Raw genomic sequence first — 22,105 nt, 5'->3', positions numbered from 1 at the left:
CCAAGGCCAGGGCGGCCGAGGACAGTGAAGATTTCCAAAACTCGGTATCCGGTAGATCGTAAGGCCGCTCCGCTTAAGTGAACAGCATTACCGCATTGGCGGGGCTTCTTGGTGTTCGCGTCGATCAGCTGCCTTTCACCGGCTTGCCGTTGACCGTGCCGTCCAGGAGCATGATGTTGTACTCCTTGCCGTCAGTCTCGACCTGTTGCAGGCGAACCAGCAGGTAGTCCCAGTCCTTGGCGAACCAGAGTACGGTGGTGCGTTTGCTCTGTGTCGGATCGCGTACACGCTCGACCTTGATCGCGTCGATCTGGCCGGCCTTGGTATCGACCTTTTCCGAGCCCAGCACGCGGAAGTCATAGGTATCGACTTCGCCGTCATCGACGACCTGGTAGCTCATGCTCTTCTTGCCGGCCGCGACGTCGTGCTGCAGGGCCAACTGATAAGTGGATTTATCGACCATGCCACGGTTCAGCGGCAGCTTCACCGCGTCGCCGCGATCGGTGCCGGTGACCATCTTCGTGCTCCAGTCGAAGTCCAGGTCGGCCTTCTTGGCCTTGCCCAGGCCACCGCGCTCGAAGTGGTAGGACTGCGGCAGCAGCGTGTCCTTGTCCAGGGTCAGGGTGCTTTCTTCCGTCAGGCTGGCAATCATCATCGACGCCTTGAAGCTCAGCTTCCAGGTGCCGTTGGCCTCCTTGGTCAGGCTGCGCTCGGCGGTGCCGCTCATGGGCAGCTGTTTCCAGTCGGCGGTGTAGCTGGCGGAGAACGGTTGAAGGTCTGAAGCCTGTGCCAGGGGCAGGGCAAGCAGAGCGCAGGCGAAGAGCAGGGCGCGACGCATAAAATCTCCTAGTGTCGAATCAAATGGCCGCTGGCGGCGAGTAACTGGCCGTCCAGTGAGGCACCACGATCGTCGAGGGTGAGCCGTCCTTCGGCAAACCAACGCACGGCCATCGGGTAGATCTGGTGTTCCCGGGCGTGAACCCGTTGTGCCAGGCTTTGCGGCGTGTCGTGCAACTCTACCGGTATTACTGCCTGTACGACCAGTGGTCCGCCATCGAGTTCCTCGGTGACAAAGTGCACCGAGCAGCCGTGCTCAGTATCTCCGGCTTCCAGCACGCGCTGGTGAGTGTGTAACCCTTTGTATTTGGGCAGCAGCGAGGGGTGGATGTTGAACAGGCGGCCCTGGTAGTGGCGTACGAAGCCGGCGCTGAGGATGCGCATGAAACCGGCCAGGACCACCAGGTGGGGATTGAAGGCGTCGATCTGTTCGATCAGCGCGGCGTCGAAGGCTTCGCGGCCCTCGAACGCCTTGTGATCCAGGACGCGGGTGTCGATACCCGCGTCCTTGGCACGTTGCAGGCCGTAGGCATCAGCGCGATTGGAAATCACCGCGCGGATACGGACCGGGCTGTCACCGGTCCGCGTGCTGTCGATCAGCGCCTGCAAGTTACTGCCGGTGCCGGACAGCAGCACCACGACGTTACAGGTTGCAGGCATGTTTTCCTGCATCAGTGAGCCTTGAGGTTTTTCAGCTCGACCTGGGCAGCGCCTTCGGCCGCGGTTGCGATCTGGCCGATGACCCAAGGCTGTTCGCCGGCTTCACGCAGTACGTTCAGGGCCGTTTCGACGTGCTCCTGGGCCACGCAGATCACCATGCCCACGCCGCAGTTCAGCACGCGGTGCATTTCGGTTTCGTCGACGTTGCCTTTCTCTTGCAGCCAGTCGAACACCGCCGGACGGGTCCAGCTCGCCACGTCGACCACCGCCTGGGCGCCTTTTGGCAAGACGCGCGGGATGTTGTCCAGCAGGCCGCCGCCGGTGATGTGGGCCATGGCCTTGACGGCGCCGGTGTCCTTGATCAGCTTGAGCAGCGGCTTGACGTAGATGCGGGTCGGGGCCATCAGCAGGTCGGTCAGTGGCTTGCCGTCGAGCTGGATGTTCTCGATGTCGGCGCCGGACACTTCGATGATCTTGCGGATCAGCGAATAGCCGTTGGAGTGCGGGCCGGAGGATGGCAGGGCGAGCAGGGCATCGCCGGTGGCGACTTTCGAGCCGTCGATGATTTCGGCTTTTTCCACGACGCCGACGCAGAAGCCGGCCAGGTCGTAGTCTTCACCTTCGTACATGCCTGGCATCTCAGCGGTTTCGCCGCCGACCAGGGAGCAGCCGGACAGTTCGCAACCGGCACCGATGCCGGTCACGACCTGGGCAGCGGTGTCGACGTTCAGCTTGCCGGTGGCGTAGTAGTCGAGGAAGAACAGCGGCTCGGCGCCGCAGACCACCAGGTCGTTCACGCACATGGCCACCAGGTCGATGCCGATGCTGTCGTGCTTGTTCAGGTTCAGTGCCAGGCGCAGCTTGGTGCCCACGCCGTCGGTGCCCGAGACTAGCACCGGTTGCTTGTAGCCGGCCGGGATCTCGCAGAGGGCGCCGAAACCGCCCAGCCCGCCCATGACTTCCGGGCGCGCAGTGCGCTTGGCGACGCTCTTGATGCGTTCGACCAATGCTTCACCGGCGTCGATGTCTACACCGGCGTCCTTGTAGCTCAGGGAGGGTTGCTTGCTCATGATCCAGGCCTTTAGGGGGGATTTCTGGGTAACGACCGATCGCCGGGGCCATTGAATAACCGTTGTACGAGTTATTCCGGGTGCCCGGCCATTGCCGGTCTGCGAAGGCGCGCGATTTTATCAGGCTTGTGAAGCAGCGGCCATCCTCGCGCCGACGGGCAGGGACATATCCGAGGAAAAAAACCGATATTTCTTCTGTTGGTGCTGCGCGGTGCGCCTGTATAAGGTGTAGCGGTAACCGGCTATGGTTACGCGGTGCGAAACTTCCATCGGGTTGTGAATGTTTTGCCAGATGCTGTGGTCACAGCCATGCTCGATTTTTCTTCACACGGCTTGTTCCAGTCGTCTATGTCCGGGAATCTTCCATGCGTTTGTTCAAATTCTTGTCCGTGGGCTGCTTGTCGCTGATCAGCCTGGCGAGCCATGCTGAAACCCTCAATGGCCTCTATCAAGTGCTCGAACCGGTGAGCAGCCAGACACCGGATGAGCGCAACCAGGCGACCCTGCGCGCACTCGATACGCTCGTGCTGCGCCTGACCGGCGACGCCAAGGCCCCCCAGAGCCCAGGGCTGGCGGCGATCCGCAAGGACCCGCAGCAGATCATTCTGCAATATGGCTACGACGCCGGCCCGCCGGAAAGCCTCAAGGTTGACTTCGATCCGACGAGCACCGACCGGGCCTTGCGTTCGGCCGGGCTGTCGCTGTGGGGTGTGAACCGGCCATCGATCCTGGGCTGGTGGCTCAACGACTCGGCCGAAGGCTCCAGCCTGGTAGGCGATGGTCAGGCTAGCGCCACGCTGTTGCGCCGTGCCGCCCAGCACCGGGGCCTGGCGCTGCACTTGCCACTGGCGGACTTGAGCGAGCAGATCGTTGCCACCGCGCCGAACCTGGAAGGCAGCGATCCGGCGCCGTTGCACGATGCCTCGGAACGATACGCGGCGGATGCCTTGCTGGCGGTCCACGCCAAGGAAGAGGGCGGTCAGTGGCGCGGAACCTGGCGCCTGTGGCTGGGCGACCAGCGTGAGCAGGGCACTGTCCAGGGCGCCGACCAGGCTGCGCTGGCCGATGCGGTGATGCTGGCGGTGAGTCAGCGCCTGGCGCCGCGCTTCGTGGCCAAGCCGGGTGTGGCCACCGAGCAGTCGCTGGAAGTGCAGGGCATGAACCTTGAGCGTTATGCCGCCCTTGGGCGTTTGCTCGAGCCGTTCGGTGGGCAGGTGCAGCGGGTCGAGGGTGATCGGATCATTTATCGGGTCAACGGCAGCGCGGAGCAACTGAAGGCGCAGTTGGCCCTGGCGAAGCTGCAGGAAATACCCGCCGGTGAAGCGGTTACCCCGGCGCCTGTGGTTCCGCCGGCTGCCGATGGAACGGCACCGGCAGCAGCACCGGCGCCCGCGCCGACGGCCAGTCTGCGGTTCCGCTGGTAGGTTTTCTTTCTTTATATAGCGGGGAGTGGTTCATGGGCGATACGCGGCGTTGGTTCTGGTTGGGCGGGGTTGCCCTGCTGTTCGCGTTTATCTATCTGCTGCATCCGATTCTGACGCCGTTCCTGGTAGCGTTACTGTTGGCTTATCTGTTTGACCCGGTGGTGGACCGCCTGGAAAAGCTCGGTTTGTCGAGAACCTGGGGTGTGGTGGCGGTATTTGCGCTGTTCACCTTGATTGTCAGCGCCCTGTTGCTGGTGCTGATACCGATGCTCGCCAAGCAATTGGTGCGTCTGTACGAGCTGGCGCCGCAGATGCTCGACTGGTTGCAGCACACGGCGGTGCCGTGGGTGCAGTCGAAGCTGGGCTTGGCGGATGGCTTCTGGAAGTTCGACAAGGTCAAGGCAGCCATCAGCGCCCACATGGGCCAGACCACCGACATCGTTGGCGTCGTGCTCAGCCAGGCCACCGCCTCGGGCCTGGCGCTGATCGGCTGGCTGGCCAACCTGGTATTGATCCCGGTCGTGAGCTTCTACCTGCTGCGGGACTGGGACGTGATGATGGCCAAGATCCGCAGCCTGCTGCCCCGGCACCGCGAAGAGCGCATCATGACCCTGGCTGGTGAATGCCACGAAGTGCTGGGTGCCTTCGTGCGCGGGCAGTTGCTGGTGATGGTGGCGTTGGGCTTCATCTATGCGGCGGGGTTGATGCTGGTGGGGCTGGAGCTCGGGCTCTTGATCGGCATGATCGCCGGGTTGGCCGCCATCGTTCCGTACATGGGGTTCGTGATCGGTATTGGCGCGGCATTGATTGCCGGGCTGTTCCAGTTTGGCGGCGATCTCTACCCCATGATCGGCATCGTGGCGGTGTTCATGGTTGGCCAGGCCCTGGAGGGCATGGTGCTGACACCGTTGCTGGTGGGGGATCGCATCGGCCTGCATCCGGTGGCGGTGATCTTCGCGATCCTGGCGGGCGGCGAGTTGTTCGGCTTTACCGGGATCCTGCTGGCGCTGCCGGTGGCAGCGGTGATCATGGTGCTGGTGCGTCATGTACATGATCTGTACAAGGATTCGGATATCTACAGCGGCGTTGAAGACCCCGAGCTGTAGGCCGACGCCAGTGTGAGACATGTCCTGGCGCCAGGGAAATGCTCGTCCCACTGTCCTGGCGCTGCAAACCTTTGATTTTGCTCGTGGTGCGGCGCATTGTGCGGCCCGCGCCACGGGTATAGACTTTGCCAACTTTACACAGAGGCCACTCACGGTTCCTTTGGAGCTGTCCAGCCAGCATGAAACCGATTCAGCTGCCCCTAGGTGTGCGTCTGCGTGACGACGCCACCTTCATCAACTACTACCCAGGCGCCAATGCCGCTGCACTCGGCTATGTCGAGCGGCTTTGCGAAGCCGACGCCGGCTGGACCGAGAGTCTGATCTATCTATGGGGCAAGGACGGGGTAGGGCGCACGCACCTGTTGCAGGCCGCTTGCCTGCGGTTCGAACAATTGGGCGAGCCAGCGGTATATCTGCCGCTGGCCGAGTTGCTGGATCGTGGCGTGGAAATCCTCGACAACCTTGAACAGTACGAACTGGTCTGCCTGGACGATCTCCAGGCCGTTGCCGGCAAGGCTGACTGGGAAGAGGCGCTGTTCCATCTGTTCAACCGGCTGCGCGACAGCGGTCGGCGCTTGCTGATCGCTGCCTCGACGTCGCCACGGGAGCTGCCGGTGAAACTGGCGGATCTCAAGTCCCGTCTCACCCTGGCGCTGATTTTCCAGATGCGTCCGCTCTCCGATGAAGACAAACTCCGTGCCTTGCAGCTGCGCGCTTCCCGCCGTGGCCTGCACCTGACCGACGAAGTCGGGCATTTCATCCTCACCCGTGGTACCCGCAGCATGAGCGCGCTGTTCGAATTGCTCGAACGCCTCGATCAGGCTTCCCTTCAGGCCCAGCGCAAGCTGACTATTCCTTTCCTGAAAGAAACCTTGGGCTGGTAAACACAGCGACCCTCGCCACAGGGGGTACAGCTTTGTAACCAGCAACCTCTAAGGCATGGAAAAACCTGCGGTCCTGCTGGGCAGCAGGCCACATGACTTTCAAAATGGGCTTAAGCGCTTAGATGTAGACGGAAAAGCGGGAAGTCACATTTTCATCGATTGAATTTGCAAATGAAGTCGATAGAAGGCATAGTCTCGCCATCTTTACTACTTCAGCCACGGTCGTGCCCATGCTCAATCGCTTCGCACCCCTCGTGCCTCTCGCACTCGTTACCCTGCTGTTCGGTTGCGCTGCCCACTCTCCAGTGTCGCAGCAAGCGCAACAACCACAGGTCAAGAACTCCGTTACCGCCCAGTCTTCTTCCATGACGTTCCAGGAAGAAATGGCAGACGACAAAGAACTCGCAGCCTTCGCCGGCAGCAAGCCTTATCAGCTCCCGGTGCTGGCCGACAGCATCCTGGAACGCGGCATGTCGCTGATTGGTACCCGCTACCGTTTCGGCGGCACTTCTGAAGCCGGCTTCGATTGCAGCGGTTTCATCGGCTACCTGTTCCGTGAAGAGGCCGGCATGAACCTGCCGCGCTCCACACGTGAAATGATCAACGTGAATGCGCCGCTGGTAGCTCGCAACCAGCTGGAGCCTGGCGACCTGCTGTTCTTCAGCACCAGTGGGCGTCGTGGTCGCGTCAGTCACGCCGGTATCTACCTGGGCGACAACCAGTTCATCCATTCCAGCAGCCGCCGCAGCGGTGGCGTGCGGATCGACAGCCTGGGCGACAGCTACTGGAACAAGACCTTCATCGAAGCCAAGCGCGCCCTCGCCATGGCACCGACCGTGGTCACCGCTCGCAAGTAAGCGCACATTTTGTAAGGCAAACTTAAAGTCTTACTTGAAGTTTGCCTCATAGCCGCTAGAATCCTTGATCATTGATTGATGGCAATCCGCCTGCGTATTCCGCAGGCGGATTGTTTTCATGTCCACGGCAGAAAAGCCGCATCCAGATCAGGATTGTTCTGCATATGTCGACGTCGGCCCGCCTCGCCCTCATCTGCCTTGTCGCACTGCTCAGCGCGTGCGCAAGCCGTACGCCACCGCCCGCACCAGTGCGGGCTCCCGTGGTCTTTGCCCCCGCGCAACCTTTGTCGCCTGCCGCTGAAGATGTGCTCTTCCGGGCGTTGGGCCTGGTCGGGACACCCTACCGCTGGGGCGGCAATACACCGGATTCGGGCTTCGATTGCAGCGGCCTGATCGGTTACGTGTACCGTGATGCCGCCGGTATTTCCCTGCCACGTTCGACCCGCGAGATGATCGGCATGCGCGCCCCGGATGTCGGCAAGGACGCGCTGCAAAGCGGTGACCTGATTTTCTTCGCCACCAACGGTGGCTCCCAGGTCAGCCATGCCGGGATCTATGTCGGTGAGGGGCGCTTCGTTCATGCGCCGGCCACCGGTGGTACGGTCAAGCTCGACAGTTTGTCCAAGGCCTATTGGCAGAAAGCCTACCTGAGCGCCAAGCGGGTGCTGCAACCGGAGCACTTGGCCCGTTATCCCTGATCCGCGGAGGTTGTCATGACCGCTCGCACTCTCAACCTCGATGATGCCCTTTACCAGTACCTGCTGGACGTTTCCCTGCGGGAGACGCCCTTGCAGCGACGTCTGCGGGACGAGACCCAGGCGCTGCCCATGGCGCGCTGGCAGATCGCGCCCGAGCAGGGGCAATTCCTGGCATTGCTGGTAAAACTCACCGGCGCCCGGCGCTTGCTGGAAGTCGGTACCTTCACCGGTTACAGCGCTTTGTGCATGGCCTGCGCCCTGCCGCAGGACGGTTCGTTGATCTGTTGCGATATTCCAGGTGACTACAACGCCGTGGCGCTGCGGTATTGGCGCGAAGCCGGGATGGCCGAGCGAATCGACCTGCGCCTGGCACCGGCCCTGGAAACCCTCGACGCTTTGGAGCGCCAAGGGCAGGGCGGCACGTTCGACCTGATCTTCATCGATGCGGACAAGGCCAACTACCCGGCTTACCTGGAGCGCGCGCTACGGTTGCTGCGTGGCGGTGGGCTGGTGATATTCGACAACACGTTGTGGAGCGGCCGGGTGCTGGAAGCCCAGCCCCAGAGCGAGGACACCCGTGCCATCCAGGCATTGAACCGCGCATTGAAGGAAGATCGGCGGGTGGATTTGTCGCTGCTGCCATTGGGGGATGGGTTGACCTTGTGTCGTAAGCTTTAAATACGGTTCCTGGTTGGATGATGTTGTGGCGAGGGGATAAATCCCCTCGCCACAGAGTTGTCCGCAGGCCATCGGCAGATTTATTTACCCGACACCCGCCATATTTTGTTTCCCACGTCATCGGCTACCAGCAACCCACCCTGCTTGTCGATCACCACGCCCACCGGCCGGCCCTGGGCTTTTTCATCTGCATTCAGGAACCCGGTCAATACATCCACCGGTTTCCCCGCCGGCTTGCCGCCGTTGAACGGTACGAAAATCACTTTGTAGCCACTGTGGGGCTTACGGTTCCAGGAACCATGCTGGCCAATGAACGCGCCTTCGGTGAAGGGCGCTGGCAGGGCGCTGCCTTCGGTGAAGGTCAGACCCAATGAGGCCGTGTGAGGGCCGACGGCGTAGTCCGGTGCGATGGCCTTGGCCACCAGCGCCGGGTTCTGTGGCTCGACCCGCACGTCAACGTGCTGCCCGTAGTAGCTGTAGGGCCAGCCATAGAAAGCGCCGTCCTTGACCGAGGTGATGTAGTCCGGCACCAGGTCGCTGCCGATCTCATCCCGCTCGTTCACCGCTGTCCACAACGCACCACTGTGCGGTTCCCAGGCCAGGCCGTTAGGATTGCGCAGGCCCGAAGCGAAAATGCGATGATTGCCGGTGGCGCGGTCCACTTCCCAGATCGCCGCGCGGCCTTCCTCTGCCTCCATGCCGTTTTCCGCGACGTTGCTGTTCGAACCGGTGGTGACGTAGAGCTTGCTGCCGTCACGGCTGGCAATCACGTTTTTGGTCCAGTGGTGGTTGATGGTGCCGCCCGGCAGGTCGACGACCTTGGTCGGCTGCGCCTTGATTTGCGTATCGCCGTCCTTGTAGGGGAAGCGGATCAGTCGATCGGTGTCGGCCACGTACAGGTCATTGCCCACCAATGTCATGCCGAACGGCGAGTTGAGGTTTTCCAGGAAGACCGTGCGGGTTTCTGCGATGCCATCGTGATTGGCGTCGCGCAACAACGTGATGCGATTGGGGCTGGGGACGCCGGCACCCGCGCGGCCCATGACTTTCTTCATTACCCAGCCACGGATGCCCTTGGCATCGTCCGGCTTGGGCGGGGCGTTGGTTTCCGCCACCAGCACGTCGCCATTGGGCAGCACGTAGAGCCAGCGCGGATGGTCCAGCCCCTCGGCAAACGCCACCACTTGCAGGCCTTCGGCCGCGGTTGGCTTGGCGCCCTGGGGCCAGCCGACGGCTTCGGCGATGTTGACGGTGGGGACCAGGGTCTTGTTCGGTTCGGGCAGTTTTGGCGATGGGCCGGTGCCATCGGAGACTTGCAGCGTGGAAGACTCGCCACAAGCGACAAGCCCTGCGGCGAGGGCAACGATCAGGAGGTGCGGTGGCTTGAGCATGCTGGCTTCCCTATGAATGCATGTAGTTATTCATAGAGAAGCATATACCGGCGATGGTTCAACCGGTCAGCCGTGGGCCTGTTTGAACAGCACGGCGATGCCCGGGTGGTAATGACCGGCCTCGTTGCGCAACTTGCGGTAGTTGTAAGGGAAATACCAGGCCACGGCGCAGGTGTTTTCCTTTTGCAGGTCATCGATCATGTCCTGCAGTTCTTCAGGGGTAGCACTTTGCTGGGCTTTCTGCGGGGCGACGAACAGGCAGCCCAGCTTCAGGTCGGTGGCATAGCTGATGCGCTTGGCATCGCTGGTGACATCTTGCAGGGGTTGGGTCAGGTTCAGGTTCTTGACCTTCGGCCAGCGTTGGGTGGCCTGGATGAAAGCGCGATCCTCGGCACCGGCAATGAACAGATCGGCGCTGACGTTGCGTTCGCCTTCTTCATTCTGTTTGCGGGTCGCGGTGTGCTGCAGCGTGACCATCTCGGCCATCCAGGCGGCGGCAGAGAGCAGGCCGAGGTTGGCCTTTTCATCGAACCAGTAGGGCGTATCGTTATCGCCGCGCACGGCGTTGTAGCGGTCGATACAGTCAAACCAGCGTTCCAGCACCGGGCGCAGGAATTCCAGCTTTGGATTGCTGATGATCATGCCTTGCATGTTTCTGCCCTCTTGTTTTTGTGATATCGGGTCGTAATGCCTATTTGATATCACTTGCCACAGCGTGACACAAGATTGGCGTCACTTTATTGATCCAGGCCCATAATCATTGCCGGGCCCGCGGCGGCTTTAATTGACGCTCCACCACCAACCCTCTAACCTTCGCGACTTGTTTCAGGTGCTCTGTGACCCGGTCGACAGAGTGAAACAGGGAAGCCGGTGAGAACCCGGCGCTGCCCCCGCAACGGTAAATGAGTCAAAGCTGCCATCAGGGTTGTTAACCCTAGTCACTGTGTCTGTCGGCACGGGAAGGCGCGCAGCTCGGCGTTACGCCGCTCATGAGCCCGGAGACCGGCCTGATCCATCCAACGGCATCACGGTGGGCGATGCCAGGCTTGTTGCCGTCTTTTCCCGTGCCCGCCTGCCGTTATCCAGTTCTCAACGGAGGCTTCCCCATGACCGGCTCCCCTGATACAGATGCGTCCGACCGCGACGAGCGTCACCTGGCGCGTATGCAGCGCAAGAAAGCCGTGATCGACGAGCGCATCGCCAATTCACCGAACGAATGCGGCTTGCTGTTGGTGCTGACCGGCAACGGCAAGGGCAAGAGCAGTTCGGCGTTCGGCATGCTGGCCCGAGCCATGGGGCATGGGATGCAGTGTGGCGTGGTGCAGTTCATCAAGGGCCGCAACAGCACCGGTGAGGAATTGTTTTTCCGGCGTTTCCCGGATCAGGTGCGCTTTCACGTCATGGGCGAAGGGTTTACCTGGGAAACCCAGGATCGACAGCGCGACATCGCGGCCGCCGAAACGGCCTGGGCCGTGTCGCGCCAACTGCTGAACGATCCGTCCATTGGCCTGGTGGTGCTCGATGAACTGAACATTGCGCTCAAGCACGGTTACCTCGATCTCGACCAGGTCCTGAGCGACCTGCAGGCGCGTCCGCCCATGCAGCATGTCGTGGTGACCGGCCGCGGCGCCAAGCCGGAAATGATCGAGCTGGCAGACACCGTCACCGAAATGGGCATGATCAAGCATGCCTTCCAGGCCGGTATCAAGGCACAGAAGGGCGTCGAACTGTGAGTGACCCTTCGTTTCCAGACCGCCAATGCCCGGCGGTACTGATTGCCGCCCCGGCGTCGGGGCAAGGCAAGACCACGGTCACCGCTGCCCTGGCCCGGCTGCATCGCAACCAGGGGCGCAAGGTGCGCGTTTTCAAATGCGGCCCTGATTTCCTCGACCCGATGATCCTGGAGCGCGCCAGCGGCGCGCCGGTCTATCAATTGGACATGTGGATGGTCGGCGAGCAGGAAAGCCGACGGTTGTTGTGGGAAGCTGCAGCCGAAGCGGACCTGATCCTGATCGAAGGGGTGATGGGGTTGTTCGACGGCACGCCGTCCAGCGCCGATCTGGCGCGACATTTCGGTGTGCCGGTGCTGGCGGTGATCGACGGCACGGCCATGGCTCAGACCTTCGGCGCCCTGGCCCTCGGGCTGGCGCGCTATCAGCCGGATCTGCCCTTCGCCGGCGTCCTGGCCAACCGGGTCGGCACCGTGCGCCATGCGCAATTGCTTGAAGGCAGCCTCACCGAAGGCCTGCGCTGGTACGGCGCGCTGTCCCGGGAAACCGGAATCGAGCTGCCAAGTCGTCATCTCGGACTGGTCCAGGCCAGCGAGCTGAACGACCTGGACCTGCGCCTCGACGCTGCGGCCGAGGCCCTGGCCGGCAGTTGCGAAGTGACGCTTCCGCCGGCGGTGACATTCGCCGCCCCCGCGGTGATTGCCGCGCAGCCGTGGCTCGACGGGGTCCGCATCGCCGTGGCCCGGGACGAAGCGTTTGCCTTCACCTATGGCGCGAGCCTCGATCTGCTGCGCGCCATGGGCGCGCAGTTGCGCTTTTTTTCACCGATCCATGACCACGAACTGCCCGAGGCGGACAGCCTGTACCTGCCTGGCGGTTATCCTGAATTGCATCACCTGGCCTTGGCCCGGAATGCGCCGATGCTGGCGGCAATCCGGGCACATCACCACGCCGGCAAGCCGTTGCTGGCGGAGTGCGGCGGCATGTTGTATCTGCTGGATTCGCTGACCGATGTCGAGGGCAATCGCGCCGAGCTGCTCGGGTTGCTCGCCGGTGACGCGCAGATGCAGAAGCGCCTCGCCGCCCTGGCGCTGCAATCGGTGGAGCTGCCGGAAGGCACTCTGCGCGGACACACCTACCATCACTCGCTGACCAGTACTGACCTGGAACCGATCGCCCGTGGCCATAGCCCTAACGGTGGGCGTGGTGCGGAGGCGGTGTTCCGGCAGGGGCGGATGACGGCCTCCTATGTGCATTTCTATTTTCCGTCGAATCCGCGGGCGATTGCCGCGTTGTTGGCGCCGGACCTTGAGGCTGCTTTGGCGAGCAAGCCCGCTCCCACATTGGATGGGTGTTCACAATTCTCTGTGGGAGCGGGCTTGCTCGCGAAGAGGCCATGACTGACAACGCATTTCCCAAGGCCGAACGCGACGCCATCTACCGCGCCATCGCTGAGCGCCGCGACATGCGGCATTTCATCGGCGGCACGGTTGAACCCCAGTTGCTGCGGCGCCTGCTGGAAGCCGCCCACCAGGCGCCCAGTGTGGGCCTGATGCAACCGTGGCGGTTCATCCGCATCAGCGACCGCGCATTGCGCGCAGATATCCAGCAATTGGTGGAACAGGAGCGCATTCGCACCGCCGAGGCCCTGGGCGAACGCAGCGATGAATTCATGAAGCTCAAGGTGGAGGGCATCAATGACTGCGCCGAAGTCCTGGTGGCGGCGTTGATGGATGACCGCGAGCGGCACATCTTCGGCCGCCGGACCTTGCCGGAAATGGACCTCGCCTCGCTGTCCTGTGCGATCCAGAATCTGTGGCTGGCTTCCCGCGCCGAAGGGCTGGGGATGGGCTGGGTTTCGCTGTTCGAGCCCCAGGCCCTGGCCGATCTGCTGGGCCTGCCTGCGGGCGCCAAGCCCCTGGCGATACTCTGTCTCGGCCCGGTGGAGGAGTTCTATCCAGCACCAATGCTCGCCCTGGAGGGCTGGGCACAACCGCGTTCACTCAATGAACTGCTCTATGAAAACCGTTGGGGAGTGAACCCATGAGTGTCGCGTTGCTCAGTGCCGCCGCCGTAGCGCTGGATGCATTGCTGGGGGAGCCGCGGCGCTGGCATCCGCTGGTGGCGTTCGGCCGTTTTGCCGATCGCATCGAACAACGCTTCAATTCCGGCGGGCGCGGTTGGCGCAGCCACGGGGTCACGGCGTGGGTGATTGCGGTAGTGCCGCTGACCCTGCTCGCCACGGCCCTGTCCTGGGCGCCACTGGTGGGATGGCTGGTGGATATCCTGGCGCTGTACTGCGCCCTCGGCCTGCGCAGCCTCGGCGAACATGTCGAGCCGGTGGCCCGGGCGCTGCGTAGCGGCGATCTGGACGAAGCGCGCAAGCGTGTCGGCTATCTGGTCAGCCGCGAAACCCGTGAGCTGGACGAAACCGCCGTCGCCCGCGCGGCCACCGAGTCGGTGCTGGAGAACGGCAGCGACGCGGTATTCGCCGCGCTGTTCTGGTTCGCCGTGGCGGGAGCGCCCGGCGTGGTGTTGTATCGCTTGAGCAATACCCTCGACGCCATGTGGGGTTATCGCAACGAGCGCTTCGAGCGCTTTGGCTGGGCAGCGGCAAAAATCGATGACGTGCTCAACTACATTCCGGCGCGGCTGGTGGCGTTGACCTACGCGCTGCTCGGTACAACCCGTCCGGCGCTCAAGTGCTGGCGCAGTCAGGGCCCGACTTGGGACAGCCCCAATGCCGGGCCTGTCATGGCCGCCGGTGCCGGTGCGCTGGGTGTCGAGCTGGGGGGCGCGGCGGTGTATCACGGTGAGCTGCACCAGCGTCCAGCGCTGGGCGAGGGCGTGCCGGCGAGCGCCGATTCCATTGATCGCGGCTGGCAGCTGGTGCAGCGCGGCGTATGGTTGTGGTTGCTGATTCTCTGTCTGGGAGCTGAGTTCTATGCTTGAGCACGGCGGACGCCTGCGCAAAGCGGTCCGGCAATATGGCATTGCCGAGGTGGATTGGCTCGACCTGTCCAGCGGCCTGGCGCCATGGCCGTTCGACGTCCCGGCGATTCCTTTGCGGGCCTGGGCACGCCTGCCTGAAACCGATGACGGACTGGAGCAGGCAGCCTGCACTTATTACGGGGCGGCCCATGTACTGCCGGTGGCCGGTTCGCAGATGGCGATCCAGCTGTTGCCGCGCCTGCGTCGCAGTGGCAAGGTCGGTGTCTTGTCGCCTTGTTATGCCGAGCACGCCGAAGCCTGGCGCCGCAACGGTTACATCGTGCGTGAGGTGCTGGAATCGGAAGTGGATTTCTTCCTCGATAGCCTCGACGTGCTGGTGGTGGTCAACCCGAACAATCCCACGGGGCTGAACCTGAGCCCCGAACGTTTGCTGGACTGGCACGCGCGACTGGCCCAGCGCGGCGGCTGGCTGGTGGTGGACGAGGCTTTCATGGATGTCACCCCGCAACTGAGCCTGGCTGCCCATGCCCATCAGGTCGGGCTGATCGTGCTGCGTTCCTTCGGCAAGTTCTTTGGCCTGGCCGGGGTTCGCCTGGGGTTTGTCCTGGCCGAGCAACATTTGCTCAGGTTGCTCGCCGAGCAGGTCGGGCCGTGGGCGGTCAGCGGGCCGACCCGGGTCCTGGGCCAAACCTGTTTACTCGACACCGCCGCCCACACCCGTCAGCGACAGCGCTGTGAAGCTGCCAGCCAACGCCTGTCATTGCTGCTTGCCCGTCACGGCTTCAAGCCCCAGGGTGGTTGCGCGTTGTTCCAGTGGCTGGTCACCGAACACGCTCAGATGCTTCACGACTTCATGGCCCATCGCGGCATTCTCCTGCGGCTATTCACGAACACCAGCAGCCTGCGCTTCGGGTTACCGGCCGACGATGCCGAATTCCTGCGCCTGGAACAGGCTTTCGTGGCCTACGCCGAGGACTTCCAATGACCACAGTGATGGTGCAAGGCACCACGTCCGATGCCGGTAAAAGCACCCTGGTCACGGCGCTGTGCCGCTGGGTCAGGCGCCATGGCGTGAGTGTGGTGCCGTTCAAGCCGCAGAACATGGCCCTCAACAGCGCGGTGACCACCGACGGTGGCGAAATCGGTCGCGCCCAGGCCGTACAGGCCCAGGCCGCCGGCCTCGAGCCGCACACCGACATGAACCCGGTACTGCTCAAGCCTAACAGCGACACGGGGGCCCAGGTCATCATCCATGGCCGTGCGGTCACCACCATGAATGCTGTGGCCTATCACGATTACAAGGCCATCGCGATGCAGGCCGTGCTGGCTTCCCACCAACGGTTGAGCGCGGCGTATCCGGTGGTGATGGTGGAGGGCGCGGGGTCGCCGGCCGAGATCAACCTGCGGGCCGGTGACATCGCCAACATGGGATTTGCCGAAGCGGTGGACTGCCCCGTGCTGCTGATCGCCGATATCAATCGCGGTGGGGTATTCGCCCATCTGGTGGGCACCCTGGAGCTGCTTTCGCCCAGCGAGCAGGCGCGGGTCAAGGGCTTCATCATCAACCGTTTTCGCGGCGACATTGCCTTGCTGCAACCGGGGTTGGACTGGCTGGAAGCCCGCACCGGCAAGCCGGTAGTGGGGGTGTTGCCCTACGTGACGGACCTGCATCTGGAGGCGGAGGACGGCCTGGATCGGCGCCAAACCGACAAGGCCGAGCAGGTGCTCAAAGTGTTGGTGCCGGTGCTGCCACGCATCAGCAATCACACCGATTTCGATCCGTTGCGCCTCCACCCGCAGGTTGACCTGCAATTCATCGGTCCGGGCCAGGCCATTGCGCCAGCCGACCTGATCATCCTGCCGGGCTCGAAAAGCGTGCGCAGCGACCTGGCCCATCTGCGGGCCCACGGCTGGGAAGCGGCCATTCAGCGGCATCTGCGCTATGGCGGCAAGCTGCTGGGGATCTGCGGCGGGTTGCAGATGCTCGGGCAACAGGTCCACGATCCGCTGGGGTTGGAAGGCACGCCGGGCTCCAGCGCCGGGCTGGGGCTCCTGGCGTTCGAAACGACTCTGGAGCACGAGAAGCAGTTGCGCAATGTCCGAGGCCGATTGACCCTGGAGAATGCCGAGGTCAGTGGCTATGAGATCCATGCCGGCGTGACTGTCGGCCCGGCCCTGGAACAGCCCTTGGTGCAATTGGATGACGGCCGCTGCGACGGGGCCCGGAGCCTCGACGGGCAGATTCTCGGCACCTACCTGCACGGCCTGTTCGAGTCGTCCGAGTCCAGCAGCGCCTTGTTGCGTTGGGCCGGGTTGGCGGATGTGCGAGCAGTGGATTACCACGGCTTGCGCGAGCGGGATATCGAGCGGCTGGCGGACCTGGTGGAAAAACATCTGGATACCGGTTTGTTGCGTGAACTCTGTGGGATCTAGGGTGGCCCCATCGCCTATTTGAAGGTATTACACCATGCTCCAACTGATCCTCGGCGGCGCCCGCTCCGGCAAGAGTCGCCTGGCTGAAAAACTCGCGGCGGACACTCGGTTACCGGTGACTTACATCGCCACCAGCCAACCCCTGGACGGCGAGATGAACCAGCGGGTCGCCCTGCATCGCGCGCGTCGTCCGGCCGAATGGGCCTTGGTGGAAGAGCCGCTCGCCCTGGCCCAAGTGTTGCGGGACAACGCCGCGCCAGGACAGTGCCTGCTGGTGGATTGCCTGACCCTGTGGCTGACCAACCTGCTGATGCTCGATGATGCCCGACAACTGGGTACGGAACGCGACGCCCTGCTGGACTGCATGGCCGCGCTGCCCGGTGAAATCATTTTTGTCAGCAACGAAACCGGCATGGGTGTCGTGCCGCTGGGCGAGCTGACTCGCCGTTATGTCGATGAAGCCGGTTGGCTGCATCAAGCCCTGGCCGAGCGTTGTCAGCGTGTCGTGCTGACCGTTGCCGGCCTGCCCCTGACCCTCAAAGGTACCGCGTTATGAATCACCGCTGGTGGCTGGACCCCTGCAAGCCCCTCGATACCCAGGCCCTGGAACAGGCCGCGGCCCGTCAGCAACAACTGACCAAGCCGGCCGGCTCTCTGGGGCGGCTCGAATCGGTGGCGGTGCAACTGGCGGGCCTGCAAGGGCGGGTCAAGCCAAGCCTGGACCGACTGTGGATCGCGATTTTTGCCGGCGATCATGGGGTGGTGGCGGAGGGCGTGTCGGCCTATCCCCAGGAAGTCACCGGACAGATGCTGCTCAACTTCGTCAGTGGTGGCGCGGCCATCAGCGTTCTGGCGCGGCAATTGGGGGCGGGGTTGGAGGTCGTGGACCTGGGGACTGTGACGCCGTCGCTGGATCTGCCCGGTGTGCGGCATCTGCGTGTCGGGCCCGGCACGGCGAATTTTGTCCAGGGCCCGGCGATGACCGTGGACCAAGGCGAGCAGGCCCTGCAAGCCGGGCGCGACAGTGTCGCCCGCGCGATTGCCAGTGGCACGCAGTTGTTTATCGGCGGCGAGATGGGGATCGGCAACACCACGGCGGCCAGTGCCCTGGCCTGCGCTTTGCTCGATTGCCCGGTGGCTCACCTAGTCGGGCCGGGCACGGGGTTGGACGCGGCGGGTGTCAGTCACAAAGCCCAAGTGATTGAACGTGCCCTGACGCTACATCGAGCCCAGAGCAGCGATCCGTTGCAGACGCTGTTCAACCTGGGCGGGTTTGAAATCGCTGCGCTGGTCGGTGCGTACCTGGCCTGCGCGCAGAAGGGCGTCGCGGTGCTGGTGGACGGCTTTATCTGCAGTGTCGCGGCAACGGTGGCGGTGCGCCTGAATTCCGGGTGCCGGCCATGGCTGCTGTTCGGCCATCGTGGTGCCGAACCGGGGCATCGCCACGTCCTGGAAACCCTCGGTGCCGAACCGCTGCTCGACCTGGGTCTGCGCCTGGGCGAGGGCAGTGGCGCTGCGCTGGCGGTGCCGCTGTTGCGCCTGGCCTGTGACCTGCACGGGCAAATGGCGACGTTTGCCGAAGCGGCCGTGGCGGATCGCTCGGCATGACCTTGCGCCTGGACCTGCTGCGCCATGGCGAAACCGAGCTGGGCGGCGGATTGCGTGGCAGCCTCGACGATGCCTTGACGGCCAGGGGCTGGGAGCAGATGCACGCCGCTGTGGCAGCGGATAGTCCCTGGGATCGGCTGGTGAGTTCGCCGTTGCAACGCTGTGCGCATTTTGCGCAGCAGCTCGGCAGCCGACTCAACGTACCGGTGCACGTGGATGCGGATCTGCAAGAGCTGCATTTCGGTGCTTGGGAGGGCCGCAGCGCAGCAGCATTGATGGAGACTGATGCCGAGGCCCTGGGCCGGTTCTGGGCCGATCCTTATGCTTTCACGCCCCCCGACGGTGAGCCGGTGCTGGCGTTTTCGACGCGGGTCCTGGCGGCGGTGGAGCGCCTGCATGCAGCTTACGCAGGGCAGCGGGTGCTGCTGGTCGGCCATGGCGGCGTCATGAAGTTGTTGCTGGCCCGTGCCCGAGGCCTGCCCCGGGAGCAATTGCTCAACGTTGAAGTGGCTCACGGTGCGCGGTTCTCCCTTCGGGTGTCGTCCGGTCCGGTCTTGACGGAGATGAGCTGAACATGCTGCCGTTCTGGATCGCCCTGCAATTTCTCAGCAGCTTGCCGGTTCGCCTGCCGGGCATGCCGGAGCCTGGGCAGCTTGGCCGTTCGCTGTTGTTCTATCCGCTGGTGGGGGTGTTGTTCGGTGCATTGCTCTGGGGCTTCAACGCCTTGCTGCTCGGTACGCCGTTGCTGCTGCATGGCGCGCTGTTGCTGACGGCATGGGTGCTGCTCAGCGGCGGGCTGCACCTGGATGGCCTGGCCGACAGCGCAGACGCCTGGCTCGGTGGCTTTGGCGACCGCGAACGCACGTTGCTGATCATGAAAGACCCGCGTAGCGGACCGATTGCGGTGATCACTTTGGTGCTGGTATTGCTGCTCAAGTTCGCGGCGTTGCTGGCGCTGCTCGAACAAGGGCAGACCCTGGTGTTGCTCATCGTGCCGGTTTTAGGGCGTACAGCGTTGCTGGGCCTGTTCCTGACCACGCCTTATGTGCGTGCCGGCGGGTTGGGGCAGGCGCTTGCCGATCATCTGCCGCGATCTGCGGGGTGGCAGGTCTTGTCGGCCTGTGCGCTGGGCTGCGTGCTGGTGACGGGCTGGGCCGGGGTCTGGGCGCTGATCATCGCCGCCGTGGTGTTCATTGGCTTGCGGCAGATGATGCTGCGTCGGCTGGGTGGATGCACGGGTGACACCGCCGGGGCCTTGTTGGAGCTGCTGGAAATGGCTGTGCTGGTGGGCATTGCTTTATTCTGAGGTCGCCCTATTGTGGCCGCCTCCACTCTATTTAAATTTGCATTCATTTAGTCGCGGGTATATACACGCATCATGCTTCCTTCCCAATGTCTGTGCATCAACCTGCGTCGCGCCGCTCGAGGCGTCAGCAGGTATTACGACGGCGCTCTCGATGGCTTCGGGATCAACGTTGCCCAGTATTCTTTGCTGAGCAACCTGGCGCGCCTGGATCAGCCGAGCATTTCGTCCCTGGCCGAAGCCATGGGGCTGGATCGCAGCACCCTGGGGCGTAATCTTCGGGTCCTGGAGGGCGAGGGGCTGGTGGCGCTTGCCGAGGGTCAAGACATGCGTAACCGCATCGTCGTGCTGACGCCAGCCGGACGCGACCGACTGGCGGCGGCATTACCCGCCTGGGAAGCGGCGCAACAACGATTGATCGATAAACTGGGCGCCGAGAAGCGCACGGCATTGCTGGCCTTGCTGGACGAACTGGCGTGAAGCCGGTTCGTTCGATAATAAGCGGGTATATACCCGCGAGTGGAGAATAAAATGGCATCGATGTGGCGTACCTGTGGTTGGGTCCTGGTGGGCAGCGCGCTGATCCTGGCGTTGTCCCTGGGTGTGCGGCATGGCTTCGGGCTGTTCCTGGCCCCCATGAGTACCGAGTTCGGCTGGGGCCGTGAGGTGTTCGCCTTCGCCATCGCCCTGCAGAACCTGATCTGGGGCCTGGCCCAGCCCTTTACCGGGGCGCTGGCCGACCGCTTCGGTGCGGCGAAAGTAGTGCTGATCGGCGGTGTTCTCTATACCTTGGGCCTGGTGTTCATGGGGCTGGCGGATTCCGCCTGGTCGCTGTCATTGAGTGCAGGGCTGCTGATTGGTCTCGGTCTGTCCGGCACTTCTTTCTCGGTGATCCTCGGGGTGGTTGGTCGGGCCGTACCGGCGGAAAAACGCAGCCTGGGCATGGGCATTGCCAGTGCCGCCGGCTCCTTCGGCCAGTTCGCCATGTTGCCGGGCACCTTGGGCTTGATCGGCTGGCTCGGCTGGTCCGCCGCGCTGCTGGCCCTGGGGCTGCTGGTGGCGCTGATCGTGCCGCTGGTCAGCATGCTCAAGGACACGCCGACGCCCTTGGCCGGCCATGAACAGACCTTGTCCGAAGCGTTGCGCGAGGCGTGCAACCATTCCGGGTTCTGGTTGCTGGCGTTCGGTTTTTTCGTCTGCGGTTTCCAGGTGGTGTTCATCGGCGTGCATCTGCCGGCGTACCTGGTGGACCAGCACCTGCCGGCCAGCGTCGGTACCACCGTGCTGGCCCTGGTCGGGCTGTTCAATATCTTTGGCACCTACACCGCCGGCTGGCTCGGCGGACGCATGTCCAAGCCGCGGCTGCTGACAGGGTTGTACCTGGCGCGGGCGGTGGTGATCGGCGTGTTCCTGTGGCTGCCGGTTACCACCACCACGGCCTACGTATTCGGCATGGCGATGGGGTTCCTGTGGCTCTCCACCGTGCCCTTGACCAACGGCACTGTAGCCACCCTGTTCGGTGTGCGAAATCTGTCGATGTTGGGTGGGATCGTGTTCCTGTTCCACCAGTTGGGATCGTTCCTGGGCGGCTGGTTGGGCGGGGTGGTGTATGACCGCACCGGCAGCTACGACTTGATCTGGCAGGTCGCCGTCCTGTTCAGCCTGCTGGCGGCGGCGTTGAACTGGCCGGTGCGCGAACGTCCAGTGGCGCGCCTGCAGGCCCAGGCCGGTGTGGCATGAGTCGCGTCGGCCCCTGGTTGATGATTGCCGGCGCTGTCCTGCTGTTGGCGTTTGCCTGGTGGGGCTGGCATCAGGGCGGGTTGGCCTTGATGCAACTGGGCATGGGCAACTGCTGAGCGGTGGACGCTTCGGGTGATGACGAGTAACGTCGTGGTCTGACATGTCTTCAAGGAAGTGCCTACATGCTGACGCGCTGGCTAGCTATTCCCGCCCTGCTGCTGGTTGTGAACGGGCAAGTATGGGCCGCCGACTGCCCACCGTTGCTGGAGGGGTCGTTGCCCAAGCTGCGGGCCAAGGAAACCATCGATCTGTGCCAACGCTTTGCCGGCAAACCGCTGGTGGTGGTCAACACCGCCAGCTTCTGCGGGTTCGCGCCCCAGTTCAAAGGCCTCGAAGCCCTGAACCAGCGCTATAAGGACCAAGGCCTGCAGGTGCTGGGCGTGCCGTCCAACGACTTCAAGCAAGAGTCCAAGGATGGCGCCGAGACAGCCAAGGTCTGTTACGTCAATTATGGCGTGACCTTCACCATGACCGAGCCGCAACCGGTACGCGGTGCCGACGCCATACCGCTGTTCAAGCACCTGGCCGAACAGTCCGGCGCGCCGAAATGGAATTTCTATAAGTACGTCGTGGATCGCCAGGGTAAGGTTGTTGCCAGTTTCTCCAGCCGGATCAAACCGGACGATCCTGAATTCATCAAGGCGGTGGAGGCAGCCATCGCGTCTAAACCCTGA

24 protein-coding genes and 1 riboswitch are annotated in these 22,105 nt (G+C 63.3%); of the genes, 19 read left to right on the top strand and 5 right to left on the bottom strand.

Annotated features, from left to right (window positions below; translation table 11 throughout):
* Positions 1-124: 124 nt before the first annotated feature.
* The 3 genes from FBY02_RS25315 to purM are packed head-to-tail and all read right to left on the bottom strand — an operon-like array spanning position 125 to position 2,567.
* Positions 125-838: a DUF3108 domain-containing protein gene (locus tag FBY02_RS25315; protein ID WP_041020213.1), complete on the bottom strand. Its 714-nt coding sequence runs from the start codon at positions 836-838 to the stop codon at positions 125-127.
* 8 nt (positions 839-846) lie between these two features.
* Positions 847-1,497, bottom strand: a complete 651-nt coding sequence (gene purN / locus FBY02_RS25310; protein ID WP_144930958.1) for a phosphoribosylglycinamide formyltransferase — start codon at positions 1,495-1,497, stop codon at positions 847-849.
* Positions 1,498-1,508: 11 nt separating this feature from the next.
* Positions 1,509-2,567 carry a phosphoribosylformylglycinamidine cyclo-ligase gene (gene purM / locus FBY02_RS25305; RefSeq protein ID WP_047700498.1) on the bottom strand — a complete coding sequence of 353 codons (1,059 nt, stop codon included), beginning with the start codon at positions 2,565-2,567 and terminating at the stop codon, positions 1,509-1,511.
* Between the two features lie 365 nt (positions 2,568-2,932).
* Here purM and FBY02_RS25300 point away from each other — a divergent pair, with 365 nt between their 5' ends.
* The 6 genes from FBY02_RS25300 (at position 2,933) to FBY02_RS25275 (ending at position 8,214) form a co-directional block, all read left to right on the top strand.
* Positions 2,933-3,991 (top strand): DUF2066 domain-containing protein, encoded by a 1,059-nt coding sequence (locus FBY02_RS25300; RefSeq protein ID WP_144930956.1) that lies wholly within the window; start codon positions 2,933-2,935, stop codon positions 3,989-3,991.
* 32 nt (positions 3,992-4,023) lie between these two features.
* Positions 4,024-5,097, top strand: a complete 1,074-nt coding sequence (locus tag FBY02_RS25295) for an AI-2E family transporter (protein ID WP_144930954.1) — start codon at positions 4,024-4,026, stop codon at positions 5,095-5,097.
* 179 nt (positions 5,098-5,276) lie between these two features.
* Positions 5,277-5,981 (top strand): DnaA regulatory inactivator Hda, encoded by a 705-nt coding sequence (gene hda / locus FBY02_RS25290; RefSeq protein WP_003178999.1) that lies wholly within the window; start codon positions 5,277-5,279, stop codon positions 5,979-5,981.
* Between the two features lie 230 nt (positions 5,982-6,211).
* Positions 6,212-6,838: a C40 family peptidase gene (locus FBY02_RS25285; RefSeq protein ID WP_144930952.1), complete on the top strand. Its 627-nt coding sequence runs from the start codon at positions 6,212-6,214 to the stop codon at positions 6,836-6,838.
* Between the two features lie 164 nt (positions 6,839-7,002).
* The gene (locus FBY02_RS25280) at positions 7,003-7,536 is read left to right on the top strand and encodes a C40 family peptidase (protein ID WP_144930950.1); all 534 of its coding nucleotides are present in this window, start codon (positions 7,003-7,005) and stop codon (positions 7,534-7,536) included.
* A gap of 15 nt (positions 7,537-7,551) precedes the next feature.
* Positions 7,552-8,214 carry a class I SAM-dependent methyltransferase gene (locus tag FBY02_RS25275; protein ID WP_144930948.1) on the top strand — a complete coding sequence of 221 codons (663 nt, stop codon included), beginning with the start codon at positions 7,552-7,554 and terminating at the stop codon, positions 8,212-8,214.
* Positions 8,215-8,294: 80 nt separating this feature from the next.
* Here the strand turns inward: FBY02_RS25275 and FBY02_RS25270 are convergent, their stop codons facing one another.
* Together FBY02_RS25270 and FBY02_RS25265 are read right to left on the bottom strand one after the other, a co-directional pair.
* Positions 8,295-9,605 carry a sorbosone dehydrogenase family protein gene (locus FBY02_RS25270; protein ID WP_144930946.1) on the bottom strand — a complete coding sequence of 437 codons (1,311 nt, stop codon included), beginning with the start codon at positions 9,603-9,605 and terminating at the stop codon, positions 8,295-8,297.
* 66 nt (positions 9,606-9,671) lie between these two features.
* On the bottom strand, positions 9,672-10,256 hold the full coding sequence (locus FBY02_RS25265) for a hypothetical protein (protein WP_144930944.1): 585 nt from the start codon (positions 10,254-10,256) through the stop codon (positions 9,672-9,674).
* A gap of 159 nt (positions 10,257-10,415) precedes the next feature.
* A riboswitch (cobalamin riboswitch) is annotated at positions 10,416-10,631 on the top strand.
* Positions 10,632-10,711: 80 nt separating this feature from the next.
* On the opposite strand from FBY02_RS25265, the gene cobO reads away from it, so the two are divergent.
* From cobO to FBY02_RS25200, 13 genes are all read left to right on the top strand, one after another.
* Positions 10,712-11,338, top strand: a complete 627-nt coding sequence (cobO, locus tag FBY02_RS25260; RefSeq protein WP_144930942.1) for a cob(I)yrinic acid a,c-diamide adenosyltransferase — start codon at positions 10,712-10,714, stop codon at positions 11,336-11,338.
* Positions 11,335-12,735, top strand: a complete 1,401-nt coding sequence (locus tag FBY02_RS25255) for a cobyrinate a,c-diamide synthase (RefSeq protein ID WP_144930940.1) — start codon at positions 11,335-11,337, stop codon at positions 12,733-12,735. The genes cobO and FBY02_RS25255 overlap by 4 nt, the downstream gene beginning before the upstream one ends.
* A complete protein-coding gene (gene bluB / locus FBY02_RS25250; RefSeq protein WP_144930938.1) occupies positions 12,732-13,382 on the top strand; it encodes a 5,6-dimethylbenzimidazole synthase in 651 nt (216 codons plus the stop codon). Before FBY02_RS25255 ends, bluB begins: the two co-directional genes overlap by 4 nt.
* Positions 13,379-14,287, top strand: coding sequence for an adenosylcobinamide-phosphate synthase CbiB (gene cbiB, locus FBY02_RS25245; RefSeq protein ID WP_144930936.1), 909 nt, complete (start codon positions 13,379-13,381; stop codon positions 14,285-14,287). The genes bluB and cbiB overlap by 4 nt, the downstream gene beginning before the upstream one ends.
* Positions 14,280-15,272 (top strand): threonine-phosphate decarboxylase CobD, encoded by a 993-nt coding sequence (gene cobD / locus FBY02_RS25240; protein WP_144930934.1) that lies wholly within the window; start codon positions 14,280-14,282, stop codon positions 15,270-15,272. The genes cbiB and cobD overlap by 8 nt, the downstream gene beginning before the upstream one ends.
* On the top strand, positions 15,269-16,720 hold the full coding sequence (locus FBY02_RS25235) for a cobyric acid synthase (protein WP_144930932.1): 1,452 nt from the start codon (positions 15,269-15,271) through the stop codon (positions 16,718-16,720). Before cobD ends, FBY02_RS25235 begins: the two co-directional genes overlap by 4 nt.
* Before the next feature lie 34 nt (positions 16,721-16,754).
* Positions 16,755-17,276, top strand: coding sequence for a bifunctional adenosylcobinamide kinase/adenosylcobinamide-phosphate guanylyltransferase (gene cobU, locus FBY02_RS25230; protein ID WP_144930930.1), 522 nt, complete (start codon positions 16,755-16,757; stop codon positions 17,274-17,276).
* Positions 17,273-18,328 (top strand): nicotinate-nucleotide--dimethylbenzimidazole phosphoribosyltransferase, encoded by a 1,056-nt coding sequence (gene cobT, locus FBY02_RS25225; RefSeq protein WP_144930928.1) that lies wholly within the window; start codon positions 17,273-17,275, stop codon positions 18,326-18,328. The genes cobU and cobT overlap by 4 nt, the downstream gene beginning before the upstream one ends.
* The gene (cobC, locus tag FBY02_RS25220) at positions 18,325-18,900 is read left to right on the top strand and encodes an alpha-ribazole phosphatase family protein (RefSeq protein WP_144930927.1); all 576 of its coding nucleotides are present in this window, start codon (positions 18,325-18,327) and stop codon (positions 18,898-18,900) included. Before cobT ends, cobC begins: the two co-directional genes overlap by 4 nt.
* A 2-nt stretch (positions 18,901-18,902) precedes the next feature.
* Entirely contained in the window at positions 18,903-19,634 is a 732-nt protein-coding gene (locus tag FBY02_RS25215; protein WP_144930925.1) for an adenosylcobinamide-GDP ribazoletransferase, read from the top strand.
* A 72-nt stretch (positions 19,635-19,706) separates the two neighbouring features.
* A complete protein-coding gene (locus tag FBY02_RS25210) occupies positions 19,707-20,111 on the top strand; it encodes a MarR family winged helix-turn-helix transcriptional regulator (protein ID WP_144930922.1) in 405 nt (134 codons plus the stop codon).
* Between the two features lie 60 nt (positions 20,112-20,171).
* A complete protein-coding gene (locus tag FBY02_RS25205) occupies positions 20,172-21,371 on the top strand; it encodes an MFS transporter (protein ID WP_371921436.1) in 1,200 nt (399 codons plus the stop codon).
* A gap of 182 nt (positions 21,372-21,553) precedes the next feature.
* Positions 21,554-22,105 carry a glutathione peroxidase gene (locus FBY02_RS25200; RefSeq protein ID WP_144930918.1) on the top strand — a complete coding sequence of 184 codons (552 nt, stop codon included), beginning with the start codon at positions 21,554-21,556 and terminating at the stop codon, positions 22,103-22,105.

The organism is Pseudomonas sp. SJZ078, from assembly GCF_007828255.1.
Taxonomy (GTDB): domain Bacteria; phylum Pseudomonadota; class Gammaproteobacteria; order Pseudomonadales; family Pseudomonadaceae; genus Aquipseudomonas.
This window is presented reverse-complemented; position numbering and strand designations above follow the sequence as displayed.